This window comes from Janthinobacterium sp. GW456P, assembly GCF_002127655.1.
Taxonomy (GTDB): domain Bacteria; phylum Pseudomonadota; class Gammaproteobacteria; order Burkholderiales; family Burkholderiaceae_D; genus Janthinobacterium.
This window is the reverse complement of the sequence record NZ_NEHB01000004.1, coordinates 65876-82616: the sequence shown is the minus strand read 5'-3', so window position 1 is coordinate 82616 and position 16741 is coordinate 65876. Positions and strand designations below refer to the sequence as shown.

General features: G+C 63.4%; 16 protein-coding genes and 1 tRNA gene. 7 read left to right on the top strand and 10 right to left on the bottom strand.

The genetic code is table 11. The features are described 5' to 3' along the window. Positions 1-30: 30 nt before the first annotated feature. Positions 31-765: a pyrimidine 5'-nucleotidase gene (locus CBW66_RS05930; RefSeq protein WP_086137298.1), complete on the bottom strand. Its 735-nt coding sequence runs from the start codon at positions 763-765 to the stop codon at positions 31-33. Between the two features lie 90 nt (positions 766-855). On the opposite strand from CBW66_RS05930, the gene CBW66_RS05925 reads away from it, so the two are divergent. Further along, positions 856-1725: a TraB/GumN family protein gene (locus tag CBW66_RS05925; protein WP_230492180.1), complete on the top strand. Its 870-nt coding sequence runs from the start codon at positions 856-858 to the stop codon at positions 1723-1725. 148 nt (positions 1726-1873) lie between these two features. On the opposite strand, the gene CBW66_RS05920 is transcribed toward CBW66_RS05925, so the two are convergent. Both CBW66_RS05920 and argB read right to left on the bottom strand, forming a co-directional pair. Next, positions 1874-1948 (bottom strand) — tRNA-Thr (locus CBW66_RS05920). 65 nt (positions 1949-2013) lie between these two features. Continuing rightward, the gene (gene argB / locus CBW66_RS05915; protein ID WP_010393729.1) at positions 2014-2907 is read right to left on the bottom strand and encodes an acetylglutamate kinase; all 894 of its coding nucleotides are present in this window, start codon (positions 2905-2907) and stop codon (positions 2014-2016) included. A 231-nt stretch (positions 2908-3138) separates the two neighbouring features. Between argB and CBW66_RS05910 the strand changes: the two genes are divergently transcribed. The 3 genes from CBW66_RS05910 to CBW66_RS05900 all read left to right on the top strand — a co-directional run bounded on the left by CBW66_RS05910 (position 3139) and on the right by CBW66_RS05900 (position 7676). Further along, complete coding sequence (locus CBW66_RS05910) at positions 3139-3336, top strand: cysteine-rich CWC family protein (RefSeq protein WP_086137296.1); 198 nt, start codon at positions 3139-3141, stop codon at positions 3334-3336. A gap of 100 nt (positions 3337-3436) precedes the next feature. Next, positions 3437-6493, top strand: a complete 3057-nt coding sequence (locus CBW66_RS05905) for a response regulator (protein ID WP_086137295.1) — start codon at positions 3437-3439, stop codon at positions 6491-6493. A gap of 31 nt (positions 6494-6524) precedes the next feature. Continuing rightward, complete coding sequence (locus CBW66_RS05900; RefSeq protein ID WP_086137294.1) at positions 6525-7676, top strand: two-component system response regulator; 1152 nt, start codon at positions 6525-6527, stop codon at positions 7674-7676. A 135-nt stretch (positions 7677-7811) separates the two neighbouring features. On the opposite strand, the gene CBW66_RS05895 is transcribed toward CBW66_RS05900, so the two are convergent. Continuing rightward, complete coding sequence (locus CBW66_RS05895) at positions 7812-9077, bottom strand: PHB depolymerase family esterase (RefSeq protein ID WP_230492179.1); 1266 nt, start codon at positions 9075-9077, stop codon at positions 7812-7814. Positions 9078-9131: 54 nt separating this feature from the next. Then, a complete protein-coding gene (locus CBW66_RS05890) occupies positions 9132-9545 on the bottom strand; it encodes a CopG family transcriptional regulator (protein ID WP_034752801.1) in 414 nt (137 codons plus the stop codon). A 281-nt stretch (positions 9546-9826) separates the two neighbouring features. Here CBW66_RS05890 and CBW66_RS05885 point away from each other — a divergent pair, with 281 nt between their 5' ends. The 3 genes from CBW66_RS05885 (at position 9827) to CBW66_RS05875 (ending at position 12043) form a co-directional block, all read left to right on the top strand. Next, on the top strand, positions 9827-10057 hold the full coding sequence (locus tag CBW66_RS05885; protein WP_086137292.1) for a DUF1289 domain-containing protein: 231 nt from the start codon (positions 9827-9829) through the stop codon (positions 10055-10057). Positions 10058-10065: 8 nt separating this feature from the next. After that, complete coding sequence (locus CBW66_RS05880; protein WP_086137427.1) at positions 10066-10989, top strand: MBL fold metallo-hydrolase; 924 nt, start codon at positions 10066-10068, stop codon at positions 10987-10989. 100 nt (positions 10990-11089) lie between these two features. After that, complete coding sequence (locus CBW66_RS05875) at positions 11090-12043, top strand: nitronate monooxygenase family protein (RefSeq protein WP_086137291.1); 954 nt, start codon at positions 11090-11092, stop codon at positions 12041-12043. A gap of 115 nt (positions 12044-12158) precedes the next feature. Here CBW66_RS05875 and CBW66_RS05870 read toward each other — a convergent pair whose 3' ends face one another. From CBW66_RS05870 to CBW66_RS05850, 5 genes are all read right to left on the bottom strand, one after another. After that, positions 12159-12740 carry a hypoxanthine-guanine phosphoribosyltransferase gene (locus CBW66_RS05870; protein ID WP_086137290.1) on the bottom strand — a complete coding sequence of 194 codons (582 nt, stop codon included), beginning with the start codon at positions 12738-12740 and terminating at the stop codon, positions 12159-12161. Between the two features lie 76 nt (positions 12741-12816). Beyond that, positions 12817-14073, bottom strand: a complete 1257-nt coding sequence (locus tag CBW66_RS05865; RefSeq protein ID WP_086137289.1) for a phenylacetate--CoA ligase family protein — start codon at positions 14071-14073, stop codon at positions 12817-12819. Position 14074: 1 nt separating this feature from the next. Then, positions 14075-14428, bottom strand: a complete 354-nt coding sequence (locus CBW66_RS05860) for an MmcQ/YjbR family DNA-binding protein (protein ID WP_086137288.1) — start codon at positions 14426-14428, stop codon at positions 14075-14077. A gap of 14 nt (positions 14429-14442) precedes the next feature. Then, complete coding sequence (locus CBW66_RS05855) at positions 14443-15288, bottom strand: ABC transporter ATP-binding protein (protein WP_086137287.1); 846 nt, start codon at positions 15286-15288, stop codon at positions 14443-14445. Positions 15289-15415: 127 nt separating this feature from the next. Then, a complete protein-coding gene (locus CBW66_RS05850; protein ID WP_086137286.1) occupies positions 15416-16735 on the bottom strand; it encodes an ABC transporter substrate-binding protein in 1320 nt (439 codons plus the stop codon). Positions 16736-16741 lie beyond the last annotated feature (6 nt).

The following is a 16741-nucleotide window of genomic DNA, read 5'->3' as shown; positions in this document are numbered from 1 at the left end:
CGGCGTCAACCGGAAGCCCAGGAGTCCCCTTCAACGCAGACGGTGAAGGCGGCGTGCCAAATGCCGGACAGATTTTACTTTGACATCGACGTAAGCGGGGCGATTTAACGCCTTGGGCAACTTCGCCACGCCGATCGGATCGGCCATTTTCAGGTATTGCGTGACCCAGGCCGTGCGCAGGCCCAGTCTTTTTGCGCCCTTCAGGTTGGCGAGGGTGTCTTCCACCAGGATGCAGCGCCCAGGGCGGATCTGATGCTTGCGCATCAGTTTGCGCAGCATCAGCGTCGATGGCTTGGGCCGCAGCTGGCGGTGCACCTGCATCGCCTCGATGGCGACGTGGTGTGAAAAGTGCCGGCGCAGTCCCAGGTGGCGCATCACGTCGCTCGAATAGCGCAGCGGCGCGTTGGTGAGTAAAATTTTACGGCCAGGCAGGCGTTTGAGTAAAGCCCCCAGTCCCCGCTCGGCGCGTATCATGGCGCGCAAATCGTCGAAGGCGTGCGTCTCGTGCAAAAAATGCGCGGCCTGCACCTGATGGTGCTTGACCATGCCCAGCAAGGTGGCGCCATAGCGGCGCCAGTAAGCCGCGCGCGCCGCATTGACGATGGCGTCGTCGGCCGGCGTCACGCCGTCGCCCAGTACGCGGGCAATATACGTGTTCATATTGGCCGTGATGGTGGGGAAAATGGCGTGCGAGGCATTGTGCAGCGTGTTGTCGAGGTCAAACAGCCAGACCTGCGACGAGCGGTTAAGATGGGACACAGGCACGAGAGTCTTTGCTAGCGAGAGAAGATGAAAAATTCAACAATCAGGAAAACCATGCGACGCCAGATTATAGTGATGTTTTGCGGATTATTCTTGCTGCCGTTGCCGGCGGTCTTCGCCGAAGCGCCGCCCGTGGCGCAAAACCGGGGCGCCCTGTTCAAGGTGCAGGATGCGGCACACACCCTGTATTTGTTCGGCACCATCCATGTCGGCGCGCCCGATTTTTACCCGCTTGAACCGACAGTAACGCAGGCGCTGCAGCGGGCCGGGGCGCTGGCGCTGGAGATCGATCCCGGCGCCGATCCGCGCAAGGCTGTTGGCGCCGTGCTGAAATACGGCACGGAGGCGCCGGGCAGCAAGGCGCCCGCCGACTGCCGCCAGACCCTGGCCCCGCGCCTGGCGCCGCTGTTGCAAAAATACGGCATTCCAGCCGAATCGGTGGCGCCGATGAAGCCGTGGATGCTGGCCAGCGTGCTGGCCATCGGCGAATTTTCCACCCTCGGCTACCGCTCCGACCTGGCCGTCGACAATTATCTGTCGCAGCAGGCCAAGGCGCGCAAGATCCCCGTCGTCGAACTCGAATCGATGGAAGGCCAGATGGCGCTGTTTGGCGCCATGTCGCCGGCTGAGCAGTGCCGCTTCCTGGAAGACGGCGTGGCGTCGATCGAGGACCAGGAACAAAGCCAGGAAGCGCGCGAGATCGCCGATGCGTGGCGCAACGCCGACGCGGCCGCCTTCGACAAGCTGGCGGCAAAGGCAGCGACAGACCCCTCGTTCGCCGCGCAGTTCGTGCAAAAGGTGTTGTTAGATGGCCGCAACCCGGCTCTCGCCGACGGCATCGCCAAACTCCTGGCGCGCGAAAAGTCCAGCCTGGCCGCCATCGGCGTGCTGCACTTGGTGGGAACGAAAAGCGTGCCGGACTTGTTGCGTCAGAAGGGCTTGAAGGTCGAGCGGGTGTATTGAAACTGAAACGCGGAGGAGATGCGGGCGACAGATAGCAGAGCAGATGGAAAAGTGTTCAGGGCAAGGCGGACTGACGAAGACAGTACGCATGTACGGCGAGGCGAGGCAACGCAGCCATGGACATTTTTCAGATACGGGGAGATATAGTTGGTGCCCTTGACGTGGATCGAACACGTGGCCTCTCCCTTACCAAGGGAGTGCTCTACCACTGAGCTACAAGGGCAAATTAAAAGCGGCGCCAGGTGATCTGCGCCGCCAAACTACTCGCTGTGATGCGTTGCGATTTTTTTAGTGCGAACGGATCATAGTACCAAAAGCCTGCTCGGTCAACACTTCCAGCAATAATGAGTGTTCGATGCGGCCATCGATGATGTGCACCGTGTTCACGCCGGACTTGGCGGCGTCGAGGGCGGAGGAGATCTTCGGCAGCATGCCGCCCGAGATCGTGCCATCGGCGAACATCTCGTCGATTTCGCGTGCCGACAGGTCGGTCACCAGATTGCCCTGCTTGTCCTGGACGCCGGCGATGTTGGTCATCATGATCAGCTTTTCCGCTTTCAGGATTTCCGCGATCTTGCCCGCCACGACATCGGCGTTGATGTTGTAGGCCTGGCCATCCTGGCCGAAACCGATCGGCGAGATGATGGGAATGAAGGCGTCGTCCTGCAGCGCCTTGACGACGGCCGGGTTGATCGCGTCGATCTCGCCCACAAAGCCGATGTCGAGGAATTCGCCCGGATGTTCGCGGTCCGGCATCTGCATCTTGCGTGCGCGGATCAAGCCGCCATCCTTGCCCGTCAGGCCGACGGCCTGGCCGCCGTAATGGTTGATCAGCATGACGATATCCTGCTGCACTTCGCCGCCCAGCACCCATTCGACCACTTCCATGGTTTCTTCATCGGTGATGCGCATGCCCTGCACGAAGGTGCCTTGCTTGCCGATTTTTTTCAGCGCGTTGTCGATCTGCGGTCCGCCGCCGTGCACCACGACCGGGTTCATGCCCACCAGCTTGAGCAGGATGACGTCGCGCGCGAAGCCGTGCTTCAGGCGTTCGTCCGTCATGGCGTTGCCGCCGTATTTGATGACGATGGTCTTGCCGTGGAAATTGCGGATGTAGGGGAGGGCCTCGGCCAGAATCTGCGCCTTGATTTGCGGCGACACCGCCGTCAAGTCGTCATTCATGTCCAGGTTCAAGTTAGCTAGTTGATTCATGGCGAGTCCGGAAAATAGATTTGTGCGATTTTACAGGGAAGAAGAAAATCCTGGAGGCATTATAGGGCGATCTTGTTGTATTTTCCCTGATGATCCTATAGTCTGGTCCGATATGTCCCCCAGCCAGCCCTTTTACTGCCCGTTACATCTGCGTCGTGTTCCGGCGCAGCATGACACACACTTGCCAATTCAAACATAGCCATGAGTCAGTGCAGCCTGTGCGGCGCCACCTTCCAGTGCGGCCAGACCGACCCGCAGGCCAGCGGACCCTGCTGGTGCCTGGCGCTGCCGCCCGCCATGCCCGTGCCCGGCAGCGCCGCCGCGGGCTGCTGGTGCCCCGCCTGCCTGCAAGCCCATATCGCCACCCTGGCACCTCCTGGCCAGCCTAACGTCGGCTAAATAAGTGCTTCGGCATGCAATTGCTTTGCAATAAACCTTGCATTTCGTAGGGGAATACGTTCAGACTTCGGTTTTCAAGAATTTCTTATAGGAAACTCTCATGCGTTTCAGGGATATCGGTATCGGCGTGCGCATCAATGCCGGTTATGCCATGTTGATCGTGCTGATGCTGATCGTCATCGTCCTCTCTGGCAGCCGCATTTACGCCATCCGCGCCGAGACCGACGATATCCTGCAGCGCGACTGGGTCGCCGCCAAAGCCACCAGCCGGATCCACGGGCTGGCGCGCGAGGCGGCCACGCGCATCGGCAATCTGCCGAACCAGCACGAGCGGGCGCTGCGCCAGGCGAACCAGGCGCGCCTGGAAGCGATCAAGCAAGGTATCGATGAGCAGGTGCGCATTCTCGACGGTCTCGATGCGCGGCCCGAGGAACGGCGCCTGCTGGAACAGATGCACCTGGCACGCGCCGAATACTATGGCTCGCTCAAGGCGATGTTCGAACTGGTCGAGCGCGGCGAGGATGCCCGCGCGGAGCAGGCCATGCAGACGCAGACCTTGCCGGTGCTGGAAAAAGTGCTGCTGTACGTGGGCCAGCTCGACGATTTGCAGCAACAGCTGATCCGCGACAGCGCGGCCAGGATCCGCAACGACATCGACACTTCGCTGCTGCTGATGGGCGGCATCGGCCTGGCGGCGCTGTTGACGGGCCTTGCCTTTGCCTGGTCGGCGCGCTCGATCACGCGTCCGCTGGGCGAGGCGGTGGCGATCGCCACGCGCGTGGCCAATGGCGACCTCAGTTCCGTCATCGAAGTGACGTCGCGCGACGAGACGGGCGAATTGCTGCAGGCGCTCAAGAACATGAGCACCAGTCTGGCCGTCGAGCAGGACCTGCGCCACGCCGTCGAAGTGGCCGAGGATGCGACCAAGATGAAGTCGGACTTCCTGGCCAATATGTCGCACGAAATCCGCACGCCGATGAACGGCATCATCGGCATGACTCATTTGGCGCTGCAGACGGAACTCACGTCGACCCAGCGCAACTACCTGGAGAAGGTGGAATCGGCGTCGAAGAATCTGCTGGCCATCATCGACGACATCCTCGATTTCTCGAAGATCGAGGCGGGCAAGATGGCCTTTGAAAAAGTCGATTTTTTCCTCGAGGACGTGCTGGCGCAGATCGCCGACCTGTCCGTGATGCGGGCGCAGGACAAGGGGCTCGAACTGCTGTTCGACATCGCCCCCGACGTGCCTAACGCCTTGCAGGGCGACCCGCTGCGCCTGGGCCAGGTGCTGATCAATCTGACCAACAATGCGATCAAATTTACGGACAAGGGCGAGATCGTCGTCACCATCCGCCTGCAGCAGCTGGAAGAGCATGCGGCTGTCTTGCGCGTCGACGTGCGCGACACGGGCATCGGCCTGACGCCGCCCCAGCGCAGCAAATTGTTCCAGGCCTTTACCCAGGCCGACACCTCCACCACGCGCCACCATGGCGGCACCGGCCTGGGGCTGACCATCAGCAAACGCCTGGTGGAAATGATGGAAGGCGAGATCGACCTGGTCAGCGAAGCGGGCGTGGGCAGCACCTTTTTCTTCACGGCCCGCTTCGGCCTGGCCGCCGTACCGCGCGATAATCTGCCGCAGTTGCAACATCAACAGCAGTTCCAGGGCCTGCGCGTGCTGGTGGTCGATGACAACCCCAGCGCGCGTGAAATCTTCGTCAGCATGCTGGTGGCGCTGGGCTTCGAGGCGCGTGCCGTGTCTGGTGGCGTGCTGGCCATCGGCGCCGTGGCGCAGGCGCGCGCCGAGGGGCGTCCGTACGGACTGGTGCTGATGGACTGGAAAATGCCGGGCATGAACGGCCTCGATACCCTGGCCGGCATCCGTGCCGATGCCGCCGGCATCGATGCGACGCCGGCCTGCATCATGGTCACGGCCTTCCATCGCGAAGCGCTGCTGGAGGCGGCGCGTCAGCGCGATTTGCCGCTCGACGGGATATTGAACAAGCCGGTCAGCGCCTCGACCCTGCTTGACCAGATCTCGTTCGTGTTTGGCGGCGTGACGGGACAGAGCCGCAAGACGCAGCGCCAGAGCAGCTACCGCGACGACGAGCGTGCTCTGCGCGGCGCCTGGCTGCTGCTGGTCGAGGACAATGAAGTGAACCAGGAAGTGGCGCAGCATATTCTCAACGACGCCGGCATCCGCGTCGACATCGCGGGCAATGGCGCCATCGCGCTGGCGAAGATCGAGGAAAACGCCTATGACGGCGTGCTGATGGATTGCCAGATGCCGGTGATGGATGGCTACCAGGCGACGCGCAAGCTGCGCCAGGACCCCCGTTATTCGAATTTGCCCGTGATCGCCATGACGGCCAATGCCATGGTCGGCGACAAGGAGAAATGCCTGGACGCCGGCATGAACGATTTCATCGCCAAGCCGATCGACGTGGCGCAGCTGTTCGGCACCCTGGCGCGCTGGATCGCGCCGGCCGCGCCGCAGGAAGTGGCGGCGGTGGCGGCGCAGCCGGAAGCGGAGCTGCCTGTGATCGCCGGCCTGAAAATGGCGGAGGCCATGCGCCGCGTGGGCGGCAATGCCGCTTTGATGCGAAAATTGCTGGACCGTTTTGTGGAAACCCAGTTCGACGCCATGCAGCGCATCGTTGCCGCCATCGAGAATAACCAGCTCGAGACGGCGATCCGCGAAGCGCATACCCTGAAGGGGCTGGCCGGCAATATCGGCGCCGGCGGCCTGGCCGACAGCGCCGCGCGGGTCGAGCATTTGCTCAGCCTGGGGTCGCACGACGGCTTGCCGCAGGCGCTGGCCGCCTGCACCCTGGCGCTCGACGAGCTGGTGCCGAAGATCGTGCTGGCGATGCAATCGCGCGGCAATGCGGCCGAGACGGGGGCGGCGGCCGTGGCTTCCGTGGCGCCGGTGGACCGGGCGCACCTGGAGGCGGGCTTGCGCGAGCTGTCGCAGCTGCTGCTGCAGGACGACGCGCAGGCCGTCAAGCACCTCGACGGCATCGGTCCCGTGCTGGTCGCGGCGGGGCAGGCGGAACATGCGCGCCAGTTGAAGCGCATGCTGGGACAATACGATTTCGAAGGTGCGCTGGCGCAGCTGGGCGAGGTGGCCGATGCGCTGGAGCTGACACTGTGAGAAGGATAGCTATGCAGAACGAAGGACGGGCATGAGAGCGCAGGCAAGCAAGCCAACCATCCTGGTGGTCGACGACACGCCAGACAATATCGATCTGCTGCGCGCGGTGCTGGAAGACGACTACCGCACCAAGATCGCCGTCAATGGCGAGCGCGCCCTGAAGATCGCCGCCGGCAGCGACCAGCCCGACCTGATCCTGCTCGACATCATGATGCCGGGCATGAGCGGCTACGACGTGTGCCGCGCGCTGAAAGCCGATCCCGCGACGGCCGGCATCCCCGTGATTTTCGTGACCGCCATGAGCGAGGTGGCCGATGAGCAGCTGGGCCTGGCCCTGGGCGCCGTCGATTACATCACCAAGCCGATTTCCGCGCCCATCGTGCTGGCGCGCATCAAGACGCAGCTGGCGATGAAGCAGATGCAGGATTTCCTGCGCGACCAGAACCATTACCTGGAAACGGAAGTGGAGCGCCGCGTGCAGGAGGTGGCGGCGCTGCAGGACGTCACCATCCACGCCATGGCCTCGCTGGCCGAGACGCGCGACAGCGAGACGGGCAACCATATCCGCCGCACTTCGCACTACCTGAAGGCGCTGGCCGAGAAGGTGCGCAACTTGCCGCGTTTCCGCGATTTTTTGACGGACAAGAATATCGAACTGCTGTTCAAGACGGCGCCGCTGCACGACATCGGCAAGGTGGGCATCCCCGACCATATCCTGCTCAAGCCGGGGCGTTTCGAGCCGCATGAAATGGCGATCATGAAGACGCACACCACCCTGGGACGCGACGCCATCCTGGCGGCCGAGCACGAGCTGGGCATCGAGGTCGATTTCCTCAAGTACGCGAAAGAGATCGCCTACAGCCACCACGAAAAATGGGACGGCAGCGGCTACCCGCAGGGGCTGGCGGGCGAAGCCATCCCGATTTCGGCGCGCCTGATGGCGCTGGCCGACGTGTACGATGCCCTGATCAGCCGGCGCATCTACAAGCAGGGCATGGACCACGCGCAGGCCGTGCAGATCATCGTCGAGGGGCGCGGTTCGCACTTCGACGCCGAGATCGTCGACGCCTTTTTGCAGATCCAGGACCAGTTCATCGCCATCTCCCACCGCTATGCCGACGGCGTATGCGAGATCGCCGACAAGCAGCGGCAGATCGCGCCCTACACAGAGAATATCAGCTGACGGTCTTGAAGAGGCGCAGCTTTTTGCATCCGGCGGCTGGCGTGCGGGCTTGTGCCGTCGGTCGCATGACTGCCGCTGTCGCTGCCGCCGGACCAGGCATGGCCGGCGCCGTGCATGCCGCGTCCAGATCAGTGCTTAGCTGACGGTCTTGAAGAAGCGCAGCATCTCGCGGCTGGCGTCCGGACCTTTTCCATCCGTATAACTGCCGCTGTCGCTGCCGCCGGACCACGCGTGGCCGGCGCCGTGGATGACCCAGTGTTCGCCCAGCGGCGAGCCGTCGGCCTGGCTGTGCGTGGTGCGCGTGTAGCGGTGGCCGTTCGGCACGCTGCCGTCGACGGATGCGGCCTTGGCCGCCTTGCCGCCCGCCTGGCTGCGCACGCCCTGCGCGATCAGTTCATCGCCATTGCGCGGGTTGACGGTGGTGTCGCGGTCGCCGTGAAAAACGATGATGGGCACGCCGCCGGCCGGCGCCTTGCGCTGGGCATTGGGCATGGCGCCGCCCTTCATGGCTGCCAGCGCCGACGGCAAGTCCTGCGCCGAGGCGAAGGGCAGACCAGAATGCACGCCGACGGCGGCAAACAGGTCGGGGTACAGGGTGCCGACGATGACGGCCATGGCGCCGCCCGCCGACAGGCCGGCGACGAACACTTCGCGCTCGTTGACCGGGTAGTCGTCGATGACTTGCTGGGCGATGCCGGCGATCAGCGACGGTTCGCCCTGGTCGCGCTGCTGGTCGATGGCGTTGAACCAGTTCCAGCAGCGCGAACTGTTGGCGCCCTGCGTCTGCGCCGGGTAGACGACGAAACACTCCTTTTCTTCTGCCAGCGCATTCATCTGCGTGCCGGCGGCGAAATCGTCGGGATTTTGCGTGCAGCCGTGCAGCATGACGATCAGCGGCATGGCCTGGCCGTGGTAGCTGCTGGGGATATACAGCTTGTACGAACGCGTGCCCGCATGGTTGCGGTACACGCCGTCGATGAACTGCGCGCCGGCGGGGATCTCCGCCGGCGTGGCGGCCGGCGCGTTGAAGCCGGGCGGGTGGAAATTCGGCAGTTCGAAGCTGGGCATGTCGAAGCTGTGCTGGCCCAGGCCGGCCGGCACGCCCAGGCGCGCCATGAAGTCCTGCGCGAAGTCCTGTGCCGCTTGCGCGGGCGTGGGGGGCACCGATGCCGCTTCCGCTGCGGCGTCAGCGTGCGGCTGCTGCGCTCGGGCCTGCGCTGGTGGCGGATTAATGTCGCGCATCGGCTGCGGTGGCGGCGCTTGCGTGGCGGCCGCTTGCGGCGCCAGGCCGGCCGCAGACAGCGCCTGCTGGATCGCTTCGGTGGCAGCGGCGGGGCCGCTGCCCATCAGATTACGGGTCGCTGTGCGCATCTGCGCCAGCATGTTGAGAGGTAGTTTCATGACCATCCTTAACGGTGCCGCGCATCGGCCGGGTCATCGCCGCGAACCAATACGCTAGTGAATTCGCCCTGCGAGCGCCGTCTTGACGACGGTGCTGGCGTGCAGGGCACCTAATACGAAAATCGACTCGATGGTGGCCAGTGCCAGTTCCACGGAGACGTCGCTGGCGATGCTGGCCAGTCCCAGCACCTGGATTTGCAGGCGCTGGCCGGCTGCCTGGATCGCTTCCAGGTCGGCGCGCGAGTAGTGCTGCATGCCCAATACCAGGCTTTTACGGGCCACGGTCTGTTTCACCACGTCGGCGTGGGTACCGAGCTGGTTGCGTATGGCCGTACGGATCAGATCCGTGCGGTTGGAATAAAATCCCTCCTGGACCAGCAGATCGATCTGCCCCAGGTCGATCAAGCCGAGGTTGATCGTGATTTTCTCGGATTCCCCAATTTTGGGCTTGCTGTCTTGCTTGGCCATATCTCTCCATAAACTCCACGTGGCATCCATTTGCCATCTGTATGGATGGTAGTATAGGCCTGAAATGTCTCAAGTCAAGCAGGATCTGGGCTGATCGTGTTGTAGGACGGGCACCCGCAGAGTGAGAACAGGCAGCAAAATAAATTTCCGGAAGAGGTGGTTTTGATCATTGTTTCGCCAGGAAATATAGTCATGAAGACATTGCGCGGCGACGCCATCGCCTCGCCGGCGCGGTTTCGCGGCATAATGAAAGCCTTCACGTTTACCGATGCCGCTCCACGATGGTCGCCACCCCACTTTCGCCAGCCGTTCCACTTCCTTTGCCGTCGCCGGTGCCGTCGCCCTGCGTCAGCCTGTGCAAGATGAACCGCAACAGCGGCCTGTGCGAAGGCTGCCTGCGCACGCTCGACGAGATCATCGCCTGGAGTCAGGCCGACGACGACTTCAAGCGCGCCGTGTGGGCCGAGTTGCCAGGACGCGAATCCCTGCTCGATTTCGAGCCCGACTACTGAGGATGCCCATGCCGCGATCGCCAGCGCTGTTCCCCGATACGCTGCAGGTGTTCGAACGCGGCTGGCTCTCGTCGAACAACATCCTGTTCCTCGGCAAGGATGACACGGCCCTGATCGACAGCGGCTATGTCACGCATGCGCCGCAAACCCTGGCCCTGCTGCGTCACAGTCTCGAAGGCCGTCCCCTGGACCGCCTGTTCAACACCCACCTGCACTCCGACCATTGCGGCGGCAACGCGCTGCTGCAAGCCGCATACGGCTGCCACACGGCCATTCCCGTGTCGGAAGCGGACAAGGTGCGCGCCTGGGATGTCGATGCCCTGAGTTTCCAGGCGACGGGCCAGCAATGCCCGCGCTTCGGCTGTGACGCCACCGTCTCGCCAGGCGACACCTTGACGTTGGCCGGCATGGCCTGGCAAGCGCTGGGCGCACCGGGCCACGACCCGCACTCGCTGATTTTTTACTGCGCCGACGAGGGCATCCTGATCTCCGCCGACGCCCTGTGGGAAAACGGCTTTGGCGTGATCTTCCCGGAACTCGATGGCGGCTCCGGCTTTCCTGAAGCGCGCGCCACCCTCGACCTGATCGCCAGCCTGGACGTGCGCGTCGTCATTCCCGGCCACGGGCGGCCCTTCCAGGATGCCGGCGGCGCCCTGCAGCGCGCGTATTCGCGTCTCGACTACCTTTCGTCCGACCCCGTGCGCAATGCGCAGAACGCGGTCAAAGTGCTGCTGAAATTTTTGCTGCTGGAGCGCCAGCGCATCGCCCTGGCCGGGATACCGGCCCTGCTGCGCGGCATGCCCGTCTTCGAAGAGGCCAACCGGCGCTTCCTGCGCCAGGAGGCGGCCGCGCTGGCCGAGTGGGCCGTGTCGCAGCTATGCAGAGCTGCGGCGGCGCGGGTCGAGGGTGAGTACTTGCTCAACGCGGGCTGAAACGCAGTGCCGATAAATTCAGCACGATCGTACTTTTTCTGCACTATAATCAACGTTCAGTGTGTTTCTCACGTCCGATCAACTTTCCAGCGAGTCCGCCATGGCATTGCCTGTTGCGTTGCAAAACCTCTCCTTACCCGTTATCGCCTCGCCGATGTTCATCGCCAGCGGCCCGGCCCTCGTCGCGGCGCAGTGCAAGGCCGGCATCGTCGGTTCCTTCCCGGCCCTGAACGCGCGTCCGGCCGAGTTGCTCGACACGTGGCTGACCGAGCTGCAGGCCGAGCTGGCCGCCTTCCAGGCCGCCAATCCCGATAAAAAAGTGGGACCGATCGCCGTCAACCAGATCGTGCACCAGTCGAACGATCGCCTGGCGCATGACGTGGAAGTGTGCGTGAAACACCAGATCCCCATCATCATTTCCTCACTGCGCGCGCCGCCCAAGGAAATGCTCGATGCCATCCACAGCTATGGCGGCATCGTGCTGCATGACGTGATTTCGATCCGCCACGCGAAAAAGGCGCTGGAAGCCGGTGTCGACGGCTTGATCCTGGTCGCCAGCGGCGCCGGCGGCCACGCGGGCACCCTGTCGCCGTTCGCGCTGGTGGGCGAGGTGCGTAAATTCTTCGACGGCCCGCTGGCGCTGTCGGGTTCCATCGCCACGGGCGACGCCGTGCTGGCCGCGCAGGCGATGGGTGCGGACTTTGCCTATATCGGCTCGCGTTGGCTGGCGACCAAGGAATCGAACGTCAGCGACGGCTACCGCGAGGCCATCGTGGAGTCTGCGGCGGCGGACATCGTCTACACCAACCTGTTTACTGGCGTGCACGGCAATTACCTGAAAAAATCGATCGAAGCGGCGGGGCTCGATCCGGAAGCCTTGCCCGAAGCGGACAAGAGCGCGATGAATTTCGGTTCCGGCAGCGCCAAGGCCTGGCGCGATATCTGGGGCGCGGGCCAGGGCGTGGGCTTGATGGATGACGTGCCGAGCGTGGCAGAGATGGTGGCGCGCCTGAAGGCCGAATACGATGCGGCGCGCGCGCGGTTGAAGCTGTAACGCTGGTGGGTTTGTCGGATTACGCGCTGCGCGCTAATCCGACCTACCAGTGCCCGGTGGCGTAGGTCGGATTAGGCCGAAGGCCGTAATCCGACAAACACCGCAATTACCCCAGTCACTCCTGCTTCAAATCCTCAGGCTTGATGGCCCACAAACCTGGCAGGTTGCGCCAGTAGCCATACGCATCCATGCCGAAGCCGACGACGAAGCGGTTCGGGATCACCAGGCCGACGATGTCGGCTTGCACGGGCTTTTTCTTGCCGATGGCCTTGTCGGCGAACACGGCCAGGATGACTTCCGAGGCGCCCATGTCCAGCAAGCGCTGTTTGACGTGCGCCAGGGTTTCGCCTTCGTCGAGAATATCGTCGAGCACGATGACGGTGCGGCCCGCCACGTTCGAGCGGGGGATGACTTTCCACACCACTTCGCCACCCTTGTCGTCGTCGCCGTAGCGGCTCACATGGATGTAGTCGAATTCGAGCGGGAAGCTCAGCTGCGGCAGCAGGCTGCCCGTAAATACGACGGCGCCGCCCATCACGCCCAGCACCAGCGGGAACTCTTTCGAATCCTCGGCGTTGAAGCGCGTGTTGAGCACATCGGCCATGCGCGTGATCGACGCCTGCACGGCCTCCTGGTCGAACAGCAGTTCCGCGTTCTTGATCAGGTCACGGGCACGGTTGTGATGAAATTCTTGCATGGACTCTTGCATGGCGATGAAGGGGGCTGATGATGAATGCGGGTATTATCCCGCAAACGCCATCCGTGCGCTACGCCTAGCTGTAATCGCGCGTGTCGTCGATGATTTTCCCATCCTGCGCCAGACTGCCGACCGCCACCAGCACCACGTCGCCGCGCAGCTTGGTCAGTTCGCGGATTGAGCCGATGATGGCTTCCACGTTGCTGGCGTCAAGCGGATCGTCGACTTCGCAATGCAAGGCCATCTCGTCGTTGGCCATGCGCCCCGACACCACCAGCCGCGCCTTCCTGATTTGCGGGTGGCGGCGCGCGATGTCATGCACCTGCGAGGGATGCACGAACATGGCGCGCACCTTGGTGGTTTGATCGGCGCGCCCCATCCAGCCCTTGATGCGCGTATTCGTGCGCCCGCACGGCGACGCCGGCGCGTCCATCAGCACGGCCGACAGATCGCCGGTGGCAAAGCGGATCAGCGGGTAGTCGGCATTGAAGACGGTGACGACGACTTCGCCCACTTCGCCCGGCGCGACGGGAATGCCGCTGCCCGGATGGACAATTTCAAGCAACACGTTTTCGTCGACGACCATGCCGGGATTGAGCTTGCCATTGCTGGCCGTTTCATAGGCGATGCTGCCGATATCGGCCGAGGCATAGGTCTGGAACACGTGCGGCACGCCGTTCGCGGCAAACCAGCTGCGCAAGGATTCGGGCAGGGCTTCGGCGCCCATCACGGCCTTGGTGACGCTGCTGATGTCGGCGCCCATTTCGCGCGCCTTCTCGATGATCAGCTTTAAAAAGGACGGCGTGCCGATATACGTGTCCGGCTTCAGATCCATCATCGCCTGCACCTGCATTTCCGTCTGGCCGATGCCGGCCGGGATGACGGTGCAGCCGATGCGCGCGGCGCCCCCTTCGACCATGAAGGCGGCCGGCGTGAAGTGATACGAAAAGCAGTTCTGCAGCAAGCCGCCGGCGCGCACGCCGGCCGCATACATGGGCCGCGCAAAGCGCCACCAGTCGGGGCCGCGGCCTTCGGGATCGAAGATGGGGCCGGGCGAGACGAACACGCGCGACAGGGCATTTGTCGGCGTCGTGTTCAAGCCGCCGAACGGCAGCGCGCCATGCTGCAATTGCTTCAGGTCGGACTTGCGCGTCACGGGCAGCTGCGCCAGCGCGGCGCGGCTGGTGATGCCGGCCGCGTTGACGCCGTCGAGGATGCGGGCCCAGCCTGGCGCCTGTTGCGCGCGCGCGATCAGCTGCGGCAGGCCGGCCATCAATTCGCGTTCGCGCGCTTCGGGGGCGCGTGCTTCCAGACTGTCGAGCGTATCGGTCATGTTACGGATTCTCCAATGTCAATTGCATTTTTTTCGTGAGCTTGCTGACGATCAGGCGATACGAGCGGTGCAGCAGGGCGGCCATTTCGTCGTCGTCGAGGGCATCGGGGCTGGCGACCAGCACCCATCTGGCCCGCGCCAGGTAGGGCGCAGGGCGAAAGCCGGGACGGTCCGTCAATTCCAGGAAGCGTTCCGCATCGACCTTGAAGCTCATGCCGCGCGTGCTGCGCGCTTCCGCGCCGCACAGGGCGAACATCTTGCCGCCCACGCTAAACGCCAGCACGTCGCCCCATTTGATGTCTTCGGTCGCGCCGGGAAAGCCGCGGCACACTTGCTTCGCCCGTTCCAGGTCCATGCCAGTCTCCTGCCTCAGGCCAGCCAGCGCTTGCGGCGGCGGTAGAACTTCATGTCGCGGAAGCTCTTGCGCCCGGCGCTGGAGACGCCCAGGTAAAACTCCTTGACGTCTTCGTTGCTGGCCAGCTCTTGCGCCTGCCCTTCCATCACGACGCGGCCGTTTTCCAGGATGTAGCCGAAGTCGGCGTAGCGCAGCGCCACGTTGGTGTTCTGTTCGGCCAGCAGGAAAGACACGTTTTCCTTGTGGTTCAAGTCCTTGACGATGCCGAAGATCTCTTCGACGATCTGCGGCGCGATGCCCATCGAGGGTTCATCCAATAAGATCATCGACGGCTTGGCCATCAGCGCGCGGCCGATGGCGCACATCTGCTGTTCCCCGCCCGAGGTGTAGCCGGCCTGGCTGCTGCGCCGCGTTTTGAGGCGCGGGAAGTAGTGGTACACCTTGTCGAGCGCGTCCTTCAATTCGCCGCGCGACAGGCTGCGCGTGTAGGCGCCCGTCAGCAGGTTTTCTTCGATGGTCAGGTGGCCGAAACAGTGCCGCCCTTCCATCACTTGCGACAGGCCCCGTTTCACCAGTTCATTCGGCGTCAATTGATCCACGCGCTCGCCCTTGAACTGGACTTCGCCCTTGGTGACGTCGCCGCGTTCGCCGCGCAGCAGGGTCGAGATGGTTTTAAGCGTGGTCGACTTGCCGGCGCCGTTGGCGCCCAGCAGCGCGACGATCTTGCCCTGCGGGACTTGCAGCGACACGCCCTTCAAGACCAGGATCACGTGGTCGTAAATGACTTCGATATTGTTCACCGACAGGTAGGGCGGCGGCGCGTCCGGCTGGATCGGGGATTGCGTGGCAGTGGCTGTCATGGCTGCTTCGTTTTCATAGGTGGTAACGGTGCTGTCGGATTACGGCCTGCGGCCTAATCCGACCTACGTCATATTCAGGTAGGTCGGGTTAGCGCGCAGCGCGTAACCCGACGCACCCGCTTCATCATTACTTCATGCACGCCGGCGTGATCTTCTTCTCTTCGGCGTATTTGCCCGACGATTCCTCGACGAGCTTACGCACCAGGGCCTTGTCGCCGACGATCCATTTTGGCGTGATGGCGGTCCACTTCTTGCCATCCCACTGCTGTACTTTCACGGCGCCCGAGCCTTCATGGTCGTCGCAGCTGGTTTTCACGGTGGGGAACATGCCCAGCGCGCCTACGGCCTTCTGGCGCGCATCGTCGACGTTCAGGTTTTCCAGGCCCCAGCGCATCTGCTCGCCCGTGATCGGCTTGCCCTTGCCGAATTTTTCCTGCGCCGTGCGGATCGCTTCCACCCACAGGATGCCAGCCGTTACGCCGCGCATGTGGTAGACGGAGCCGATGCGCGACTGGTCGGACAGGTTGCCCTTGCCGGAGGCGTAGAGTTTCTTGCGGATGTCGTCGAGCACGGGGTAGTTGCCCGGCGTATTGAACGTCATCGCCGTGTAGCCCTTGGCCGCGTCGCCCGATGGAATCGTGTCTTCCTCGGAGCCGGCCCACCAGACGCCCAGCATTTTGTCGCGCGGGAAGCCGTTGCGCTGCGCCGTCTTGATGGCCACCGAATTCATCACGCCCCAGCCCCACAGGATCACGTGGTCCGGCTTGGCCTGGCGGATTTGCAGCCATTGCGATTGCTGTTCGCTGCCGGGTGGCGCGACGGGAATCTTGATCAGCTCGAAGCCGTACTGTTTCGACAGCGCTTCCAGTACGGGCAGCGGCTCCTTGCCGAAGGCCGAATCGTGGTACAGGTGGACGATCTTTTTCCCTTTCAGCTTGTCCATGCCGCCATCCTTGTCGCCCAGGTACCTGATCATGGCGGCGGCCTGGCTCCAGTAGCTGGAGATCAGCGGATACACATACGGGAAGACCTTGCCGTTGGCGGCGTCCGAGCGGCCGTAGCCGATCATCGTCATCGGAATCTTGTCCTGCGCCACGCGGTCGAGGATGCCGTAGGCGACGCCCGTGGACAGGGTTTCGACCAGGGTGGCGCCGCCCTGCTTGGTTTTCAGGCGCTCATAGCACTCCACGCCGCGCGAGGGGTTGTATTCGGTTTCGCATTCTTCCCAGCTGATTTTCACGCCGTTGACGCCGCCGGTCTGGTTGACCAAGTTGAAGTAATCGATGATGCCGCCATAAAAACCGGAACCGCCGGCCGCGTACGGCCCCACGCGGTAGGACGGCAGGGCGATGTACTGCTCCTTGTCTTGCGCCTGGGCGCTGCCGGCCATGGTGAGTGCGGCACTGGCGATGGCGGCGGCCAGCATGAGCGATTTGATGTGTTTCATTGTGTG